The organism is Roseibium sp. QJM3NY_11, assembly GCF_056173175.1.
Genome location: NZ_CM149660.1, coordinates 2886152 through 2903114, shown reverse-complemented (window position 1 = coordinate 2903114; position 16963 = coordinate 2886152). Strand labels below are relative to the sequence as shown.

The window sequence follows — 16963 nt, the reverse complement described above, 5'->3', positions numbered from 1 at the left end:
TGATGAGAGTGAAACCCGGGGGGGCCGGTCTGTTTCAGGCCGGGGCCGCAGGTTTCCGGATGAAGCGTCCGATCAGCGGCGACAGGATGACCAGTGCCGTGAGGACGAACAGGGAGAGCGCGATCGGGCGCTCGAGGAACACAAACAGATCGCCTTCGGACTGGATCAGGGTCCTGCGAATGTTGCGCTCTAGCATCGGGCCGATGATCAGACCCAGAATGAGCGGCACAGGCGGGTATTCCAGTTTCAGGAGGATCAGGCCGAAGGTGCCCGCCAGAAGCGTGATGATCACCGCGCTCATGGAATATTCGATCGCGAACACGCCGAACACCACGGTCGCCAGCACCGCCGGATACAGGAGCGCCGTGGAAATGAAGAGGACGCTTGCCAGCAACGGCGTCAACAGCAAGGTCAGAAACACCAGCATCAGGTTTCCGATCCAGAAGCTCCCGAAGACGGTCCAGATGAAGTCGCCGTTGTTGGTGAACAGCAAGGGGCCGGGCTGCAGGCCGAGCATGAGCAGCCCGCCCATCATGACGGCCGTGGTCGCCGACCCGGGAATGCCGAGCGTGAAGAGCGGGATCATCGAGGAATAGGAGGCGCTGTTGTTGGCGGATTCCGGAGCCGCGATCCCCTCGATGGCGCCCGAACCGAATCTGGCCGGGGTCTTCGAGGACCGTTTCGCAAGCGCATAGGAAATCATCGTCGCCGTTGTTGCGCCCACCCCCGGCAGCACACCGACAAACACTCCGATCACCGCGCCTTGCAGCAAGGCCCACCTGGACTGCAGCGCGTCCTTCAATCTTGGAAAGAGATTTGAGAACTTGAAGCTCACCATCTCGTTTTTCACGTCGGACCCGAGACTGGTGTAGATGGCCGTCAACCCGAACAGGCCAACGGCGATGATAGCAAAATCAAGCCCCTCGAACAGTTCGATAAAGCCGAAGTTGAACCGGATGGGGCCCGCGATGGGGTCGATGCCGATCATGCCGAGCCAGAAGCCGATCCCCAGCGCCACAAAGGACTTGAAGGGATTGGCCCCGCCCAGCACGCTTGCCAGGGACAAGGCCAGGCACATCAGGGCCGTCATCTCCGTCGGCCCGAAGGCCAGGGCGGCCTTCGCGATCGGTATGGACAGGACGACCAGACCAAGCAGACCGATCATGCCGCCGAAGAAAGACGCGAACACGCTCATCCCGAGGGCACGGCCAGCTTCCCCGTTCCTGGCCATCGGGTGGCCGTCCAGCACGGTCATCACAGAGGGGGCGTCTCCTGGAATACCCAACAGGATGGAGGTGACCGCTCCGCCGAACATGGCCCCGTAGTAGACGCCGGCCAGACAGGCCAATGCCGGAACGCCGCCGAAACCGATTGCCACCGGCAGCATGATGGCGACGCCAGCAGTGGGGCCGAGCCCCGGCAAGGCCCCGATGAACAGCCCGATGACGACCCCGAACAATGTCGCGCTCAAGGTCGCGGGCTGTGCCGCCTGCGCGATACCTTCGAACAGCAGAAAGAATATTTCCATTTGTGGATCCTTTGGTGTCCTGTGTGCCGGCTTGGGGCGCGCAGCTTAAAAACCGAACAGGTTGACCGGGACCGGTATGCCCAGCAAATGCCCGAAACCGAACTTCAGGAACACGGGAAAAAGCGCGCAGGTCGGGAGCAGGCGCAGCAGGAACTTTTTGTCCAGCGTCGGATTAATCGTGAAACCGACGACCAGCATCAGCAGCGCGACAGCCACCATGAGGCCCAGATACGGTGTCAGCAGAACAACCCCGAGCAGCCCCAGGGAAATGCCCGCGATCTTGGCCAGGTCAATCAGCTTCATGCTGTCCGCCAGGCGTTCCGAGCCAGCGAGACTGCGCACCAGGTTGACCACGCTCAGGACGACGATCACGCCTCCCACGATAGCCGGAAAGAACCCTGGACCAGGTGTCGTGCCCCGCATGTATCCATAGTCCGTTCCCGCCCAGACGACGTAACAGCCGAAAAATATCAAGAACACCGCAAACAGCTGATCAACCCGATTGGTCATCTTGGGACCTTTTATCCTTGGATACGCAGTATGAAACACGTGACCGGAAGCCCGGCTCCGGGGAAGGAACAGATTTCCCCGGAGCCCTGAAGCCGTGCCTTTAACGGAGGCCCAGCTCTTCCATCAGAGCCTTGTAGCGCTCGTTGGTTTCTTCGATCTTCTTCTGATATTCCGCGCTGGTCAGAAACGCAGGTTCGTCAAGATAGCGATCGATATACTGGGTGCGCCACTCATCGCTTGCGGCGACCTGTTTCAGAATATCCTCCCAATAGGCCACGACTTCCGGCGGAACATCGGCAGGCATCACCAGACCGCGCAACTGGGTATGCTCGATATCATATCCCAGTTCGGTGAATGTGGGCGTTTCCGGCAAGGCGGCAATGCGATCAGCGGTGCTCACCGCGATCGCGCGCATCGCCCCCGTTTCGATCTGAGGCAGGATCTCGCTGGGGTTCATGAATACAAAATCGAGATGGCCGCCCAGCACAGCGGCCATGGCCTCGCCTTCCCCGTCGAACGGGACCGCATCGATTTTCACGTCAAGCGCCTTGGACGTGAGCGCGGCAAGCAGGGCTGGATCCGAAACCACACCAACGGTGGCCGTCGTCAGCCGGCCCGCCGCCTTGACATCGTCAAGGGACTGGATCGGCGAGTCCTTGGCAACGGCCATGATGTAGGGCGAGATCGAGATCGCGGCCAGCGGGGTGAAATCCTTGTAGCTGACCGGTGACGCCCCGCGCAGCGGCGTGGTGAAGAAGCTGACGCTGACGGTCGCGACGACATTCGGATTGCCTTTTTCGCCAGCGACGAAGGTATAGCCGATAGCACCGCTCCCCCCTGGACGGTTCTCCGGATAGATGCTGACCGGCAGCAATTTCAATTCGTCGATCACGCCGACGATCGTGCGGGCAAGCGTGTCACTGCCACCGCCAACGCCGAACGGGATAACCATTCGGATATCTCCATCCGGATATTCGGCCGATGCGGGCGTTGCCGCGCTGAGGGCGGCAGAGGCCGCCATGGCAAAGGCTGCCGCTTTTGCACCTTTGCAAATTGTGGAAAGTCCCAGGTAATTCATAGTATTTCCTCCCATGGAAATTCTGTTCGCGATTGGTGTCACCCGCCGGTCCTCCTCCGTGTAATACCGAACTGACAGGTCTCGAAGCCATTGAACTAACGGCTTCATTTTCCGGATTTTATCGTGCGGCCCTCCCTCATCATCGCGCGTTTCGCAACACGCCACGGTCCGGCCCCGGCTGCCGGGGTCTGGCACCGGAACGTCACTTCGCTTGCCCGGAAAGACGGGCACGGCCCTTTTCAAGGGCGGCGAAGGAACGAGTGGGCGATGCCATCAGCCACCGGTAGCCTTCATCGATCAACCCGTCGATGTTGTTCGGATTGACGTGCGGGTGGCCGCAGACAACGCCCTTCTCCGTGCATATGCGACGAATATCGGTCATCGCCTCGACAACTTTCGGATGGTCGTACTGGCGCGGAAAGCCAAGGTCCTGTGACAGATCCCCTTCGCCGATGACCACAAGGCCGATTCCGGGAACCTGATCGAGAATGTCGGGAAGGTTCTTCCAGGCCTCGACCTTTTCACACATCATGCCGACAAGGATTTCGCCCTTGGGATCGATCGGCCATACATCGGCACGCGAATAATACTCCTGCTGGGTCAGACCCCAGTATTTGGCAGCAATCCCGGGACCGTCGCCGCGCTGGCCGGCGGGATCGAAATTGGCGGATCCGGCGGGACGGGAATACCGGCATGCGGCGACCGCGGCTCTGGCATCCTCGACCGTGCAGACATGCGGCCAGAGAATTCCGTAAACGCCCATGTCCAGGACCTGCTTGGCCATCCACTGGTTGCGCTCGACCCCGTTGGAAGGAAGGCGCACCATTGGTGTAACGGACGGAGCGACACTGCCCGAACTGGCAACCCTGCGCCGGTCAATCATGTATTGCAGACAGTTGCGCAGGAGGGTCACATCAAACGGGTTGTGCTCCATCTCGAAGACAACGGCATCATAGTCGGCAGCGTCGATCGCCTGTGCGGCGGTAATCTCGGCCACGGAAAAAGCAGTCAGTGCAATTGCTCCGTTTTCAAACGCCCTGATCGCCCCGTTCAACCTCGGTAAATCGCTCATACTCTTGTCCTGACTTCAAAAAAATTGCCAATCTCGGCGCTTCGGCAGCGCTATAAATCTGTTTTGCAATTTTCATTTCATCAGATCCAATACAAATTTTGAATTTTGATATAAGCTATAACTTATATATTTTTTCGGAGGCACAATTGGACCCCAAGCTCAGAAACCTGGAAATTTTCCGGATCTTCGCATTAACCCAGAACGTTACCGAAACCGCCCGGCTGGTTCGGATTTCCCAGCCCGCCGTCAGCCAGATCCTCCGGGATCTGGAGAGCCTGCTGGGTCTGACCCTTTACAAGCGGGTCGGACGTACCTTGCAGTTGACGGCGGAAGCCAGGGCAATCCTGCCCGACATCACGAAACTGATTGCCCAGATGGGCGCATTGAGAAATCAGGTGGAAGGTCTGCGCGATGCCAAGGCAGGTCACCTGTCAATCGCCAGCGTTCCGACCATGATCAACAATCTGATCCCGGACGCCATTTCGGATTTTCGCAAGTCCCGGCCAAGCGTCCGCCTCAGAATAATGTCGATGACCGCATCCGATGTTGCCAATCAGGTCCGCACCGAAAACGCTGAAGTCGGCCTGACATTTCTGCCCGTCAACGGCAATGGACTGGACATTCAGCCGCTGCTCAAGACGGAAATGGTTTGCCTGCTGCCACGGGGACATCACCTTCAGAAACACGCCGTGATCACGCCGGAATTGCTGCGAAATGAAACCGTTATGGCCCAGGGCCCGGAGACACCGCCCGGCTTCGCCCTGCGCGACACATTCGACCAGTTCGGAATTTCCGACCTTATTGTCGTCGAGGTCAACCAGTCAGGTGTTGCCCTGCCGATGGTCAAGCGGGGCATGGGCGTCGCATTGGCGCATCCATTTGTGCTTGATATCAATGATCCGGACGTGGTCGCCATCCCGTTCGAGCCGCATGTGGAACTCATTCTTGCGCTCGTGTTTCCAAAATTCGCAACTCGGTCCCAACTCACCGTCGCCTTCGTCGGCGAATTCAAAACCCGGATTCAGGCACATTCGACCATGCTGGCTGAACACAGCCTGAGAGGCGAAATGCTGTAACGGCCCGAAAGACCGGTCAGTCCTGGTCTTGGTCGTTTTTCCTGTGCGCCAGGAAGAACTTCGCAAGAAGCGGTGCGCCCGTGATGACAAAGATCATCCGTGTGAGATGGTGAACCACAACATATCCCAGGTCCGCACCGGCGATGATCGCCAATACGGTCATCTCGGCCTGCCCCCCCGGAGAAAACGCCAGAAGTCCATCGAGGGGAGCAGCAAGACCGGATGTCACCACGATCTCGGTGAATACCAGCGCCAGAGCAGCGAGCAACAGGACATAGGCGATCCCCGACGCGACGAACTGGCGAAGCTCCCTCAAGGTTATGCCGACGTACCCGACGCCAATACCCATTCCGATGAAGAACTGCGCGCACAGAATTGCTTCTGAAGGTGGCCGGTGGAGTATGATGCCCGGAAGCGACAGGGCAGCCGTAACGATCATCGGCCCCAGGATCGATGCGCCGAACAGGCCTATCTTCTCCCCGCCCTTCCAGCCCACCAGGGCGGCAATCACCATGAGGGCCATTTCGAACGGCGGCAGTTCTGATGCCGGTTCTCCAACCGGGTTGTCCAGTCCGAAACCCATCATCTGCGTCAGAATGATCGGTGCCAGACTGACAATGACCAGAACGCGCGTGGCATGAACAAGGGACAGCGCGCGAACATCTCCCCCCGCTTCCTGCCCGAAAATCACCATGTCCTGCAAACCGCCGGGCATGGCGGAATAATAGGCCGTGACCCTGTCAAACTTGCAGACCTTGCAAAAAAACGGCACGCCGACCGCTGCGATCGCAAGAATGTAGAGCGGCACAAGCGCGATCGAGACCAGCATATGCGGTATCTGATTGAGGACGAGTGGCGTGATGGACGCCCCGACCGCAACACCCAGAATGGTCCGGGCACCGACCGAGACCTGACCTGCGCCGCGCAGGCGTACACCGGAAAGCGCCGCCAGAAGGCTTGCAAACAACGGCCCGAACAGAAATGGCAGCGGCAAATCCAGCGCCCAGAATATGGCGGCACCGGCCCCTGAAATGACAAAAGTCAACAAAGTCTGCAGCACCGCACTCGCCTTCGATCCAAAAAGCAAAGCGAGACCTCTCTGAAATTGTGAAATGGCATACAATGGTATACGAAAGTTTCAAATCTTGAAACCGCTGAATGAGAGAGCGCCAGCCAATAATCAAACGCGACGTCCAGCGACCCCGTCAGGTGGGGCCAGGTCTAGGGCGCCTGGGACGAGCGTGGCGGCGCCGATCGGCCCGGTCTTCGACATCGATCCGGGTGACAGCGCCGCCCTCCTCACTGCAATTCAAGGGTCTGTGGACAACCAGGATTTGGTCGAGGCTTGAATGCGAATGAACAATCTTCGTGGAGCCTACGCCTGGCCTTCCGGTTCGGCTGCACCATCGCGCCTGGCGATCATCCGGAAACCGGCGAAGGCGAAGGCGATCGTCACGAGCGGGTTCAGCAGGTTGAAGACCGCATAGGGCGCATAGGAGACCGTGGCGACGCCCAAGGTTGCGGCCATGTAGGCGCCGCAACTGTTCCAGGGCACGAGGGCGCTTGTGACGGTGGCGGAATCCCCGACGGCGCGGGACAGGACAACCGGAGCCAGGTTCAGTTTTCTGAAGGCCTTCTGGAAAATCCGGCCTGGCAGCACGATCGCGATATATTGATCGGATGCCAGGGCGTTGGTGCCGATCGCCGCCACGACCAGCGCCGAGATCAGCCGTCCCGCGGTATTGGCCGCCGCAAGAACCGGTGCCAGCAACCGGTCGAGGACACCGATCTTTTCCACGACACCACCGAAGGCCAGCGCTGTCAGGATCAGCCAGACAGTCACAAGCATGGAGGACATCCCGCCCCTACTGAGGAACCGGTCCAGAACATCATATCCGCTCGCGGACACGTTGCCGTCCGCCATCGCGGTCCACACCCCCTTGATCATGGCAAGCGCCACCGGAAGGTCCGGATCGCCCGCCAGGGCAATCACGTTGCCGGGGGCAACGATGATGGCAATGACACCACCGGACAAGGCACCCAGAAAGATGGTGACGAAGGGCGGATAGCGCAGGACCGCGAGCCCCAGAACCAGGACCAGGGGCAAAAACGGCAAGATGCCGACATTGTAGTTTGCCGCAATGCCTCCGGTGATACCGCTGGCATCGAAATCACCCGGTTGGCCAAGGCTCCAGAAGACCAGCAGCGTGATCAGCAGCGTCGGGACCGATGTCCACAGCGTTTCGACTATGTGCGAATAGAGATCCGCCCCCGCCGCGGCCGTCGCCAGATTGGTCGCGTCCGAAAGCGGCGATGACTTGTCTCCGAAATAGGCGCCGGAGATGACCGCCCCGGCCGTTATGACGGGATCCAGCGCCATCTGCTGCGAAATGCCCATCAGCCCGATGCCGAGGGTTCCCACCACTGTCCAGGAACTGCCGATGCACAAGGCCAGCGCAGCAGAGATCAGAACGACGGTGAAATAGAAATAGTCGGGCGACAGAATTTTCAAACCCCAGTAGACCATCGCCATCAGGGTGCCGCTCATCGCCCAGGTTCCGATCAGGGAGCCCACCGCGAGCAGGATGAACACGGCGCCGACGCCGGTCATGACGCTGTCGCGGGCCGCTTCCGACATCTCCGTCCAGGAATAACCGTGAAGCCCCCCGACGAACACTGCAATCAAGGCTGAAAACAGCAATGCGATCTGGTTCGCTCCCCCGGCGGCTTCCTCTCCAAAAAGGGCATAGGCCAACGCCAGAAGCGCCATCAGCGAAACAACCGGAACCAGCGACCAGGCCAGGGACGGTGTTCGCGCGTCAAGGTTCATGGCAAGGGGTCCTCAGTCCGGCCGGCCTTGGACGGCTGCCGTTCCATCCGTTCAATGTCATGATCCAGGAAATAGGACAGCAATATCCGGATCGCGACGACACCCCCGAGAAACGCCACTTCCTCCAGTGTGCGATGCGCGATGGAATGCAGAATGTCGGACACGATGAGGATTTCCAGGGCCGTGAGCAGCCAGCGGCCGAGCGAAATGCGAAATCCCCGCAGGACATCGCCCGTCATGGTCTCGATGAAGGGCGTATCGGCGGCGCGCGCATTCCTGATGGTGGCCACGACTGAAATCACCAGCCCCGTCAACAGCACACACACCGCCAGGCCATCCACGACATCTGCAATTTGTTCGATAAGGGGCATGAGAGTTGTCCGGTCGGCTCAATAACAGGAAAACAGCTTCCAAACTTGTCTTTCCAGAAAATTCGGTTCCTGGCAAATTGGTAAGTATTTACCACAACCAGTCAAGGGGCATCGAGACCCGCAACCACGCAAGTCTCAAATAACCGTCTCCAGAAAGTCATTGATCTGTTTTCCTGATCCGCTAACCTTCCCTTGTGATATTTTACGGGAGGCCTTTTATGGCTCGGTTCAAATTTCCGACAGCCTTCACGATACTGTTCGCACTGATCGCGATTGTCGCCGCGCTGACCTGGGTCATACCCGCCGGTGAATATCAGCGCGCCATGAACGAGGCGCTCGGCAGCGAGGCGCCGGTGCCCGGAACATATCACAGGGTCGATCCCAATCCCCAGGGCCTCACGGCCGTCATCCTGGCGCCCATCGCCGGAATGTACGATCCCGGCCTGCTGGGCAGTTCCTCGAGCGCGGCGATCGATGTTGCGCTTTTCGTTCTGGTGATCGGCGGGTTTCTGATGGTCGTCACCAAAACCGGCGCGATTGATGCCGGCATCGGCTGGCTGCTGCACCGGCTGGCGGGGCGCGAGATCCTGATGATCCCGATCCTCATGACCGCCTTCGCTTTCGGCGGAACAAGCTATGGGATGGCGGAGGAATCCCTGGCCTTCTACGCGCTGATCATCCCCGTGTTCATACGCGCCGGCTACGACGCGCTGACGGGAGTTGCCGTGATCATGCTCGGCGCCGGGATCGGCACGCTCGGCTCGACCTTCAACGCATTCGCGACCGTTGTCGCCTCACAGGGCGCGGGCATCCCTTTCACCGACGGGATCGTCTTGCGCTTCGTCATTCTTGCCCTGTGCCTTGCTGCCGGCATCGCCTTCGTCATGCGCTATGCGACACGCGTCAAGGCGGATGCCTCCGCGTCGGTTGTCGCGGACCAGGCGGAAGACAATCGGGCTCATTTCCTGAAAGGAGCCGGTGAGGACGATTCCTTTCCCGATCTCACGGGAACCCGCACGTTTATCCTGACGCTGTTCGGCCTGACCTTCGCGGTCATGATCTATGGTGTGGTCGCGCTGGACTGGTGGATGGGCGAAATGTCGGGGCTTTTTCTCACCATGTCCATCCTGGTCTGGTGGATCGGCAAGTTCGACGAGGGCTCGCGCATGGACGAGGCCACATTTGTGGAAACCTTTGTCGACGGCGCGCGTGACCTGTTGGGCGTGGCCCTGATCATTGGCGTGGCACGGGGTGTCGTCGTGATCATGGACGCAGGCAAGATCACGGACACGATACTCGCCGGCGCCGAGGGCGTCGTTTCCGGCCTGAGCGAATTTCTCTTCATCACCGTCATGTTCGGCATCCAGATCCTGATGTCTTTCCTGGTGCCCTCCTCTTCGGGGCTGGCGACCCTGTCGATGCCGATCATGGCGCCGCTGGCGGACTTTGCAGGTGTCGGCCGCGATCTCGTCGTGACGGCCTATCAATCGGCAAACGGCTGGGTGAACCTGTTCAATCCGACGTTTGCAGTCGTCATGGGGGGCCTCGCCATCGGCCGCGTTTCCTACGACCGCTGGCTGCGTTTTGTCGCCCCGCTTCTGCTTGTACTCGCGGTCATTATCGTGGCGACCCTCAGCCTTGGCGCGGCAATGAGTTGAACCGCATCTTCAGGAATTCGGGCAACGCGTCAGGCCGTGGCGTCCGGGTTTCAAATGTTCTTGGGAGGTCAGCATGAAATTCGGCGTGCATTCAGAAGTCGGCAAACTCAGAAAAGTCATGGTTTCACGTCCCTCTCTTGCCCATGACCGACTGACCCCGAACAATTGTGAGGAATTGCTCTTCGACGATGTGATCTGGGTCGAAAAAGCGCGCGAAGACCATGCCGAATTCGTCCGGGTGATGGAGAGCCGCGATATCGAGGTCCATGATATTCAGGACCTTCTGGCGGAAACCATCGACCAGAGCGCGGGCGCGCGCGCCTTCGTGCTCGACCGACTGATCACGGCCAACGCCGTCGGCCCGGGCCTGGCGCAGGCAATGCGTCCCTGGCTCGACGAGCTGAGTGGCGCGGCTCTGGCCCGGCAGTTGATGGGAGGCGTCATCGTTTCGGATGTCCCCGAGGGCGAACTCACCCGTCTGGCCAAGGCCGAGCTTCCGGGCAGCGAATTCCTGATCCCGGCCGTTCCCAACGCCCAGTTCCAGCGCGACCCGTCCTGCTGGATCTACAACGGCGTCACCTGCAACCCGATGTTCTGGCCGGCGCGGCGGCCCGAAACGCTGTTTCAGCGCACGGTTTACAAGTTCCATCCCATGTTCATGAACGCCGAGTTCGATATCTGGTGGGGCGACAGCGACGAGAATTTCCAGAACGCCACCATGGAAGGCGGTGACGTCATGCCGATCGGAAACGGCACTGTTTTCATCGGAATGGGCGAGCGAACCACACGCCAGGCCGTCACTCAGGTCGCGCAGAACCTGTTCGCGGCAGGCGGTGCAGAACGTGTAGTGGCCTGTGTCATGCCCAAATCACGCGCGGCCATGCATCTGGACACGGTGTTCACCTGTCTGGAGCAGGACAAGGTCACCGCGTTCCACGAGGTCGCCGACGCGATCACCTGTTTCTCGCTGCGTCCCGACGGCAAGGGCGGCATCGACACCCGCAAGGAAACCGGCTCGATCTTCGACGTCTACAAGGAGGTGCAGGGTCTTGGCGAGTTGATCGTGATCGGCACCGGTGGCAACGAATTCCAGGCGGAACGCGAGCAGTGGGACGACGGCAACAACGTCGTTGCTCTCGAACCCGGTGTCGTCATCGGCTATGCGCGCAACACCTTCACCAACAAACGCATGCGCAGTGCCGGTGTCGAGGTGATCGAGATCAACGGACAGGAACTGGGCCGTGGCCGTGGCGGCGGGCATTGCATGACCTGCCCGATCCTGCGCGACCCGGTTTACTGATTTCATTCGAATATCCAAGGGGAGATCACAATGGCGTTCAATCTCAAGGGCCGCAGCTATCTGAAAATCGCGGATTTCACGCAGCGCGAAATGCTGTTTCTGCTTGACTTGGCGCGTGACCTCAAGCGCGCCAAATATGCCCATTCGGAACAGCAGTCTCTCAAGGGCAAGAATATCTGCCTGATCTTCGAAAAGACCTCGACCCGCACCCGCTGCGCCTTTGAAGTCGCGGCCTACGATCAGGGCGCCAACATCACCTATCTGGATCCGTCGGGGTCTCAAATCGGTCACAAGGAATCGATGAAGGACACCGCGCGGGTGCTGGGCCGCATGTTTGACGCCATCGAATTCCGCGGCGCCGGGCATGACATGGTCGAGGAACTGGCAAAATACGCCGGCGTGCCCGTCTACAATGGCCTGACGGACGACTGGCACCCGACACAGATGCTGGCCGACATGCAGACCATGGTCGAACACGCCGACAAGCCGCGCAAGGATATCGTATTCGCCTATTCCGGCGATTGCCGGTCGAACATGGGCAACTCGCTGCTGATGCTGGGAGCGATCATGGGCTGTGACGTGAGAATGATCGCCCCGAAGGAGGTCCAGCCCCATGATGACGTGCGCGCCCTCGCAACGGAACGGGCAACTCAATCGGGAGCACGCGTGACAATCACCGATGACATCAATGCGGTTGAGGGAGCGGACTTCATTCACACCGATGTCTGGGTCTCGATGGGAGAAGCCAAGGAAGTCTGGGCGGAACGGATCAAGCTGTTGTCCCCGTATCAGGTCAACATGGATCTGATGAAAAAGACCGGCAATCCCAACGCCAAATTCATGCACTGCCTCCCCGCCTTCCACAATCTGGAGACCGGCGTGGGCAAGGACATCCACGAAAAATTCGGGATCACCGAGATGGAGGTGACAGACGAGGTGTTCGAAAGCGAGATGAACATCGCGTTCGAACAGGCGGAAAACCGCATGCACACGATCAAGGCCATCCTCGTTGCAACCCTGGGGTCCTGAGCCATGCGTATCGTGGCGGCCCTTGGAGGCAATGCGCTGTTGCGGCGCGGTCAGGCGCTGACCGCCGACAACCAGCGTCAGAATGTGCGCATTGCCGCCCGGACCCTGGCGCCGCTGGCGGAAGACCATGAACTCGTCGTGACCCACGGCAATGGCCCGCAGGTCGGACTTCTTGCCCTCCAGGAGGCGGCCTACACCGACGTGGACGAATACCCGCTGGACGTTCTGGTGGGCGAAACCATGGGCATGATCGGTTACATGATCGAGCAGGAAATGGGCAATCTTCTGCCCTTTGAAAAGCCTCTTGCCACCGTCCTGACAATGGTCGAAGTCGATCCGGACGACCCGGCCTTTGCCGATCCGGCCAAGTTCATCGGTCCGGTCTATTCCGAGACGGAGGCAAAGGCCAACGCGGCCGAAAAGGGCTGGTCGGTCAAGCGCGACGGCGACGCCTGGCGCCGGGTGGTGCCATCTCCTGCCCCCAAACGCATCTTTCAGGTCAGACCCATTCGCTGGCTTCTGGAAAAAGGGTCGGTCGTCGTCGCCGCAGGTGGCGGCGGCATACCGACCAGATACGGCAGCGACGGCAATCTTGAAGGAGTGGAATGCGTGATCGACAAGGATCATTGTTCCTCGCTGCTGGCCCGCGAAATCGATGCCGATGTCTTTGTGGTCGCGACCGACGCGGACGCTGTCTATCTCGACTGGGGCACACCGCGGCAACGCGGCATTCGCCGGGCCTCTCCCGACCAGATGGACCAGTTCGATTTTCCTGCCGGTTCGATGGGTCCCAAGGTGAAATCGGCTCAGGACTTCGCCCGTTCCACAGGTGGAAAATCCGTCATCTGCGCTCTCGCCGATATTCCAGGTGCGCTGCGCGGGCAAAAGGGCACGACGATCGATCCGGATTGCGCCGAAATCGAATTTCACAGCTGACCGTCACAGAAGGACGATTCTGACATGTCCAAAACTGCCACAGTTCAGTCGCCCGGAATGGAACCCCCGGAACCGTCAGAGGCGCCCAGGGAGCCCTGGGGCATCTCCGTCGACCAGGCAGCGCAGACATTCGGCGCGGATCTCGGGAGAGGTCTGGACAGCAAGGCGGCAGCGGAAAAACTGTCCCGAACCGGGCCGAACAAACTTGACGAGGCTGAACAGATTTCGCCTCTGTGGCTGTTTCTCGCCCAGTTCAGGAACCCGCTTCTCATCATCCTGATCGGCGGGGCCGTGATCTCGGGCTATACGGGCCACTGGGTGGACGCCATCGCGATCGGCGTGATCGTGCTGGTCAACGCGATCATCTCCTTTCTGCAGGAGCACCGTGCCGCGCAATCCCTCGCGGCGCTGCGCGAAATGGCAGCGCCCCATGCGTTCGTTCGTCGGGACGGAGACTGGATCGACATCCCCGCCGCCGACATCGTTCCCGGTGACATCCTGCGTTTCAAGGCCGGCGACATCCTCGCCGCGGATATCCGGTTCAGCGAAGCACACCGGTTGCAGGTGGACGAAGCCGCGCTGACGGGCGAATCCGAGCCGGTCGACAAGCACACCCTCGCCATCACCGGCGAGGACGTTGCGCTCGCGGATCGGCTCAACATGGGTTTCATGTCGACCAAGGTGGTCAATGGAACCGGACAGGGTGTCGTCACCGCAACGGGCATGGCGACGGAAGTGGGTCATATCGCGGGCCTGATGGCATCCGCGAAAGAGCCCAAGACCCCCCTGCAGGAGCGGATCGAAAACCTGTCCCGAATTCTCATCGGAGCCGCTCTGAGCGTGGTGGCTATCGTCATCGGCATCGGTGTCATGCAGGGCATGGACCTGACCGAAATGCTGAACACCGGCATCTCGCTTTCGGTCGCCGCAATTCCCGAGGGTCTGCCGACTGTCGTTACCATAGTGCTCACGCTCGGGTCACAGCGGATGGCCGGCAACAACGCACTGGCCAGACGGCTGAGCGCCGTCGAAACGCTTGGCACCACGTCGGTCATCTGTTCCGACAAGACCGGAACCCTGACGCAAAACCAGATGCAGGTCATGCGCATCTGGGCGGGCGGCAAAACCTGGGCCGTCACCGGCGAGGGCTTCGATCCCACGGGAGACTTTCTGGGCGAGGACGGCGCGGCCGCGGATACCTCGGGAAATGAAGACCTGCAGCAGATGCTCCGCGTCTCGGCCTATTGCAATGACGCCGAGCTGATCACGGTCGATGGCCGGCACACCATTCAGGGAAATCCGACGGAAGGTGCTCTTGTGGTCGCGGCCCAAAAGGTCGGCATCACCCGTCAGGGCCTGAAAGACAGCAAGATCGACACCCTGCAGACCTTCCCATTTGACAGCACGCGCAAGATGATGAGCCTGCATGTGCGGCTTTCAGACGGCAACAAGTACCTTGTCGCCAAAGGCGCCCCGGACGTCATCCTCGCCCGGGCCAAGGAAGTGCGGATCGACGGCCAGAACGTGCCGTTGACGGAAGAGCGCCGCGCCGAGATTGAAGCTATCATCGACGCTTTCGGCAGCGACGCCCTGCGCACGCTGGCGGTTGCCTATCGCCAGGCCGAAGAGGGCACGATTGATCCGGACAACCCCGAACAGGATATCGTTCTGCTGGGTATTCACGGCATCATGGACCCTCCCCGGCCGGAAGTGAAAGAGGCCGTCGCAGACGCCACCAGCGCCGGAATCCGCACGGTGATGATCACCGGCGATCATGCCATCACCGCCAAATCGATCGCCGAGCAGATCGGGATCAAGACACGTGACGACCAGACCGTCCATACCGGCGCCGAACTGGACCGGATGGATGACGATGAGCTTGAGCGGGTCGTCGTGAATGCGGCGGTTTTCGCAAGGGTTTCGCCGGAACACAAATTGCGCATCGTCAGTGCCCTGCAGCGCAACGGCGAAGTCGCGGCCATGACGGGCGATGGCGTGAATGACGCCCCCGCCCTGCGCACCGCCGATATCGGTGTGGCCATGGGGATCACCGGAACGTCGGTCGCCAAGGACAGCGCCGCGCTGGTGCTGCTGGACGACAATTTCTCGACGATCGTGCAGGCCGTGCGCGAAGGACGGCGCATCTATGACAATCTGCTGAAGTTCGTCCGCCAGGCCCTGACCGCGAATGTCGCCGAAGTCTCCACCATCCTGTTCGCCTTCATCCTGATGGGGGCCGATCCCTTGATGCCGCTGACACCGTTGATGATCCTCTGGGTCAATCTCGTTTCCGACGGAATTCCGGCATTGGCGCTCGGCTTCGAAGAAAGTGAAGACGACATAATGGAGCGCAAGCCGCGACCGCGCGACGAAGACATCTTCGCCGGCGGGCTGAAGGAAAGGATCGTGCTGAGGGGCCTCGCCGTCGGCGGCGTCACGTTTTGGGTGTTCCAGACCGCGTTGGCACGCGATGCGGAGCTGCAAACCGCGCAGACCATGGCCTTTGTCACCATCATGTTTGCCCAGATCTGGCATGTGTTCGACGCGCGCACCACAACAACCCTCTTCCGCCGGTCCCCCTTCGGCAACCCAAAACTGCTGATGGCGATCGGACTGTCGCTGGTGCTCTCCGCTGGCGCGATCTACACGCCTTTCGGCAATTTCGTCCTCGGCACCGCACCACTTCCCCTCGGTGTCCTGCTCGGCTGTGCCTTCGTTGCCGCGATCCCGACCTTCGCCCTGTCCGGGCTGAAGGAGGTCTTCGGGTTCAGGTTCATCTAGGCCGGCGGCCGTGGGTGATACTTGTTTCCATCGCCGCGGCGGCCGTGAAGGGCGGCGTGCCGATTGGCCCTGAGCGCAAGGTCTAGGGGCATTGCGCGGGCCTTCAACGATCACCTGGGACCGAGACCACACTTCGCGGGGTCCCGCCCTGCTCCTGTGCGATCTTGCGGAGCCACTCCAGTTGCATTTCGCTCTCGATGGATTCGGAAAATTCGGAGCGGATGACGGCGATGGCCCGATCGAGCGGATAGCCACGCTCGATCAGCATGCCGGCCGCGATGGTGCCGGAGCGGCCGGCGCCGTAGTGGCAGGCGAGCGCAACCGTGCCGCCGGTTGTCAGGGCGCGGGTCATCTCGCCATCCATGTTCCGCCAGGCTGTCATGAAAGCCTGGTCCGGCACCTGGTAGTCCGGGATGGGCAGGTGAACCAGCCGGATCGATCGTGCCTCCGCCGCGCCTTGCAGAAGCTGCCAGGCCTCCGGCGGAACTTCGTCCCCTTCAACGAGCACGACGAGGATCCTGCAGTCAGAAAGTGCGGGTGCGGATACGGTCGCCTCCAGGCGCTCCGGATCGATGTAGGCATCGCCCTGGACATCGAACGCCAGACCGGGAAAACCCAGGGTGACGATGTGCCCGCCGCCCGGACACGCGATGACGGTGCGAATGCTTGTTGTGTCTTCCATCAGCCGCGCACGTGTTTCGGAGGGATATTTTTCCATCAGGTGTCTTCCAGACTTATACCACCCTCAACAAATAGGAACCTGTTCGACCCTGACATGAGCGTGTTCCGTGAGG

14 protein-coding genes are annotated in these 16963 nt (G+C 60.5%); 6 read left to right on the top strand and 8 right to left on the bottom strand.

The window, feature by feature from the left end; genetic code table 11:
* Positions 1–34 precede the first annotated feature (34 nt).
* The 4 genes from AC0VX3_RS13490 to AC0VX3_RS13475 form a co-directional block, all read right to left on the bottom strand.
* Complete coding sequence (locus tag AC0VX3_RS13490; RefSeq protein WP_475520967.1) at positions 35–1528, bottom strand: tripartite tricarboxylate transporter permease; 1494 nt, start codon at positions 1526–1528, stop codon at positions 35–37.
* Between the two features lie 45 nt (positions 1529–1573).
* Complete coding sequence (locus tag AC0VX3_RS13485) at positions 1574–2038, bottom strand: tripartite tricarboxylate transporter TctB family protein (RefSeq protein ID WP_342892581.1); 465 nt, start codon at positions 2036–2038, stop codon at positions 1574–1576.
* A 100-nt stretch (positions 2039–2138) separates the two neighbouring features.
* Complete coding sequence (locus AC0VX3_RS13480; RefSeq protein ID WP_342892580.1) at positions 2139–2990, bottom strand: tripartite tricarboxylate transporter substrate binding protein; 852 nt, start codon at positions 2988–2990, stop codon at positions 2139–2141.
* A 328-nt stretch (positions 2991–3318) separates the two neighbouring features.
* Complete coding sequence (locus AC0VX3_RS13475; protein WP_475520966.1) at positions 3319–4188, bottom strand: HpcH/HpaI aldolase family protein; 870 nt, start codon at positions 4186–4188, stop codon at positions 3319–3321.
* A gap of 98 nt (positions 4189–4286) precedes the next feature.
* Here AC0VX3_RS13475 and AC0VX3_RS13470 point away from each other — a divergent pair, with 98 nt between their 5' ends.
* Positions 4287–5264 (top strand): LysR family transcriptional regulator, encoded by a 978-nt coding sequence (locus AC0VX3_RS13470; RefSeq protein ID WP_475520965.1) that lies wholly within the window; start codon positions 4287–4289, stop codon positions 5262–5264.
* 16 nt (positions 5265–5280) lie between these two features.
* On the opposite strand, the gene AC0VX3_RS13465 is transcribed toward AC0VX3_RS13470, so the two are convergent.
* From AC0VX3_RS13465 to AC0VX3_RS13455, 3 genes are all read right to left on the bottom strand, one after another.
* Positions 5281–6324: an AbrB family transcriptional regulator gene (locus tag AC0VX3_RS13465; RefSeq protein ID WP_475520964.1), complete on the bottom strand. Its 1044-nt coding sequence runs from the start codon at positions 6322–6324 to the stop codon at positions 5281–5283.
* A 315-nt stretch (positions 6325–6639) separates the two neighbouring features.
* Entirely contained in the window at positions 6640–8094 is a 1455-nt protein-coding gene (locus tag AC0VX3_RS13460; RefSeq protein WP_475520963.1) for a Na+/H+ antiporter NhaC family protein, read from the bottom strand.
* Positions 8091–8465 carry a DUF1622 domain-containing protein gene (locus tag AC0VX3_RS13455; RefSeq protein WP_342892575.1) on the bottom strand — a complete coding sequence of 125 codons (375 nt, stop codon included), beginning with the start codon at positions 8463–8465 and terminating at the stop codon, positions 8091–8093. Before AC0VX3_RS13455 ends, AC0VX3_RS13460 begins: the two co-directional genes overlap by 4 nt.
* 218 nt (positions 8466–8683) lie before the next feature.
* Here AC0VX3_RS13455 and AC0VX3_RS13450 point away from each other — a divergent pair, with 218 nt between their 5' ends.
* The 5 genes from AC0VX3_RS13450 to AC0VX3_RS13430 all read left to right on the top strand — a co-directional run bounded on the left by AC0VX3_RS13450 (position 8684) and on the right by AC0VX3_RS13430 (position 16169).
* Positions 8684–10123, top strand: a complete 1440-nt coding sequence (locus tag AC0VX3_RS13450; protein WP_475525113.1) for a YfcC family protein — start codon at positions 8684–8686, stop codon at positions 10121–10123.
* A gap of 73 nt (positions 10124–10196) precedes the next feature.
* The gene (locus tag AC0VX3_RS13445) at positions 10197–11423 is read left to right on the top strand and encodes an arginine deiminase (protein ID WP_475525112.1); all 1227 of its coding nucleotides are present in this window, start codon (positions 10197–10199) and stop codon (positions 11421–11423) included.
* A 30-nt stretch (positions 11424–11453) separates the two neighbouring features.
* A complete protein-coding gene (gene argF / locus AC0VX3_RS13440; RefSeq protein ID WP_475525111.1) occupies positions 11454–12452 on the top strand; it encodes an ornithine carbamoyltransferase in 999 nt (332 codons plus the stop codon).
* A gap of 3 nt (positions 12453–12455) precedes the next feature.
* Positions 12456–13388, top strand: coding sequence for a carbamate kinase (gene arcC, locus AC0VX3_RS13435; RefSeq protein WP_475525110.1), 933 nt, complete (start codon positions 12456–12458; stop codon positions 13386–13388).
* Between the two features lie 24 nt (positions 13389–13412).
* Positions 13413–16169: a cation-translocating P-type ATPase gene (locus AC0VX3_RS13430; protein WP_475525109.1), complete on the top strand. Its 2757-nt coding sequence runs from the start codon at positions 13413–13415 to the stop codon at positions 16167–16169.
* A gap of 103 nt (positions 16170–16272) precedes the next feature.
* Here AC0VX3_RS13430 and AC0VX3_RS13425 read toward each other — a convergent pair whose 3' ends face one another.
* Positions 16273–16887 carry a protein-tyrosine phosphatase family protein gene (locus AC0VX3_RS13425; RefSeq protein ID WP_475525108.1) on the bottom strand — a complete coding sequence of 205 codons (615 nt, stop codon included), beginning with the start codon at positions 16885–16887 and terminating at the stop codon, positions 16273–16275.
* Positions 16888–16963 lie beyond the last annotated feature (76 nt).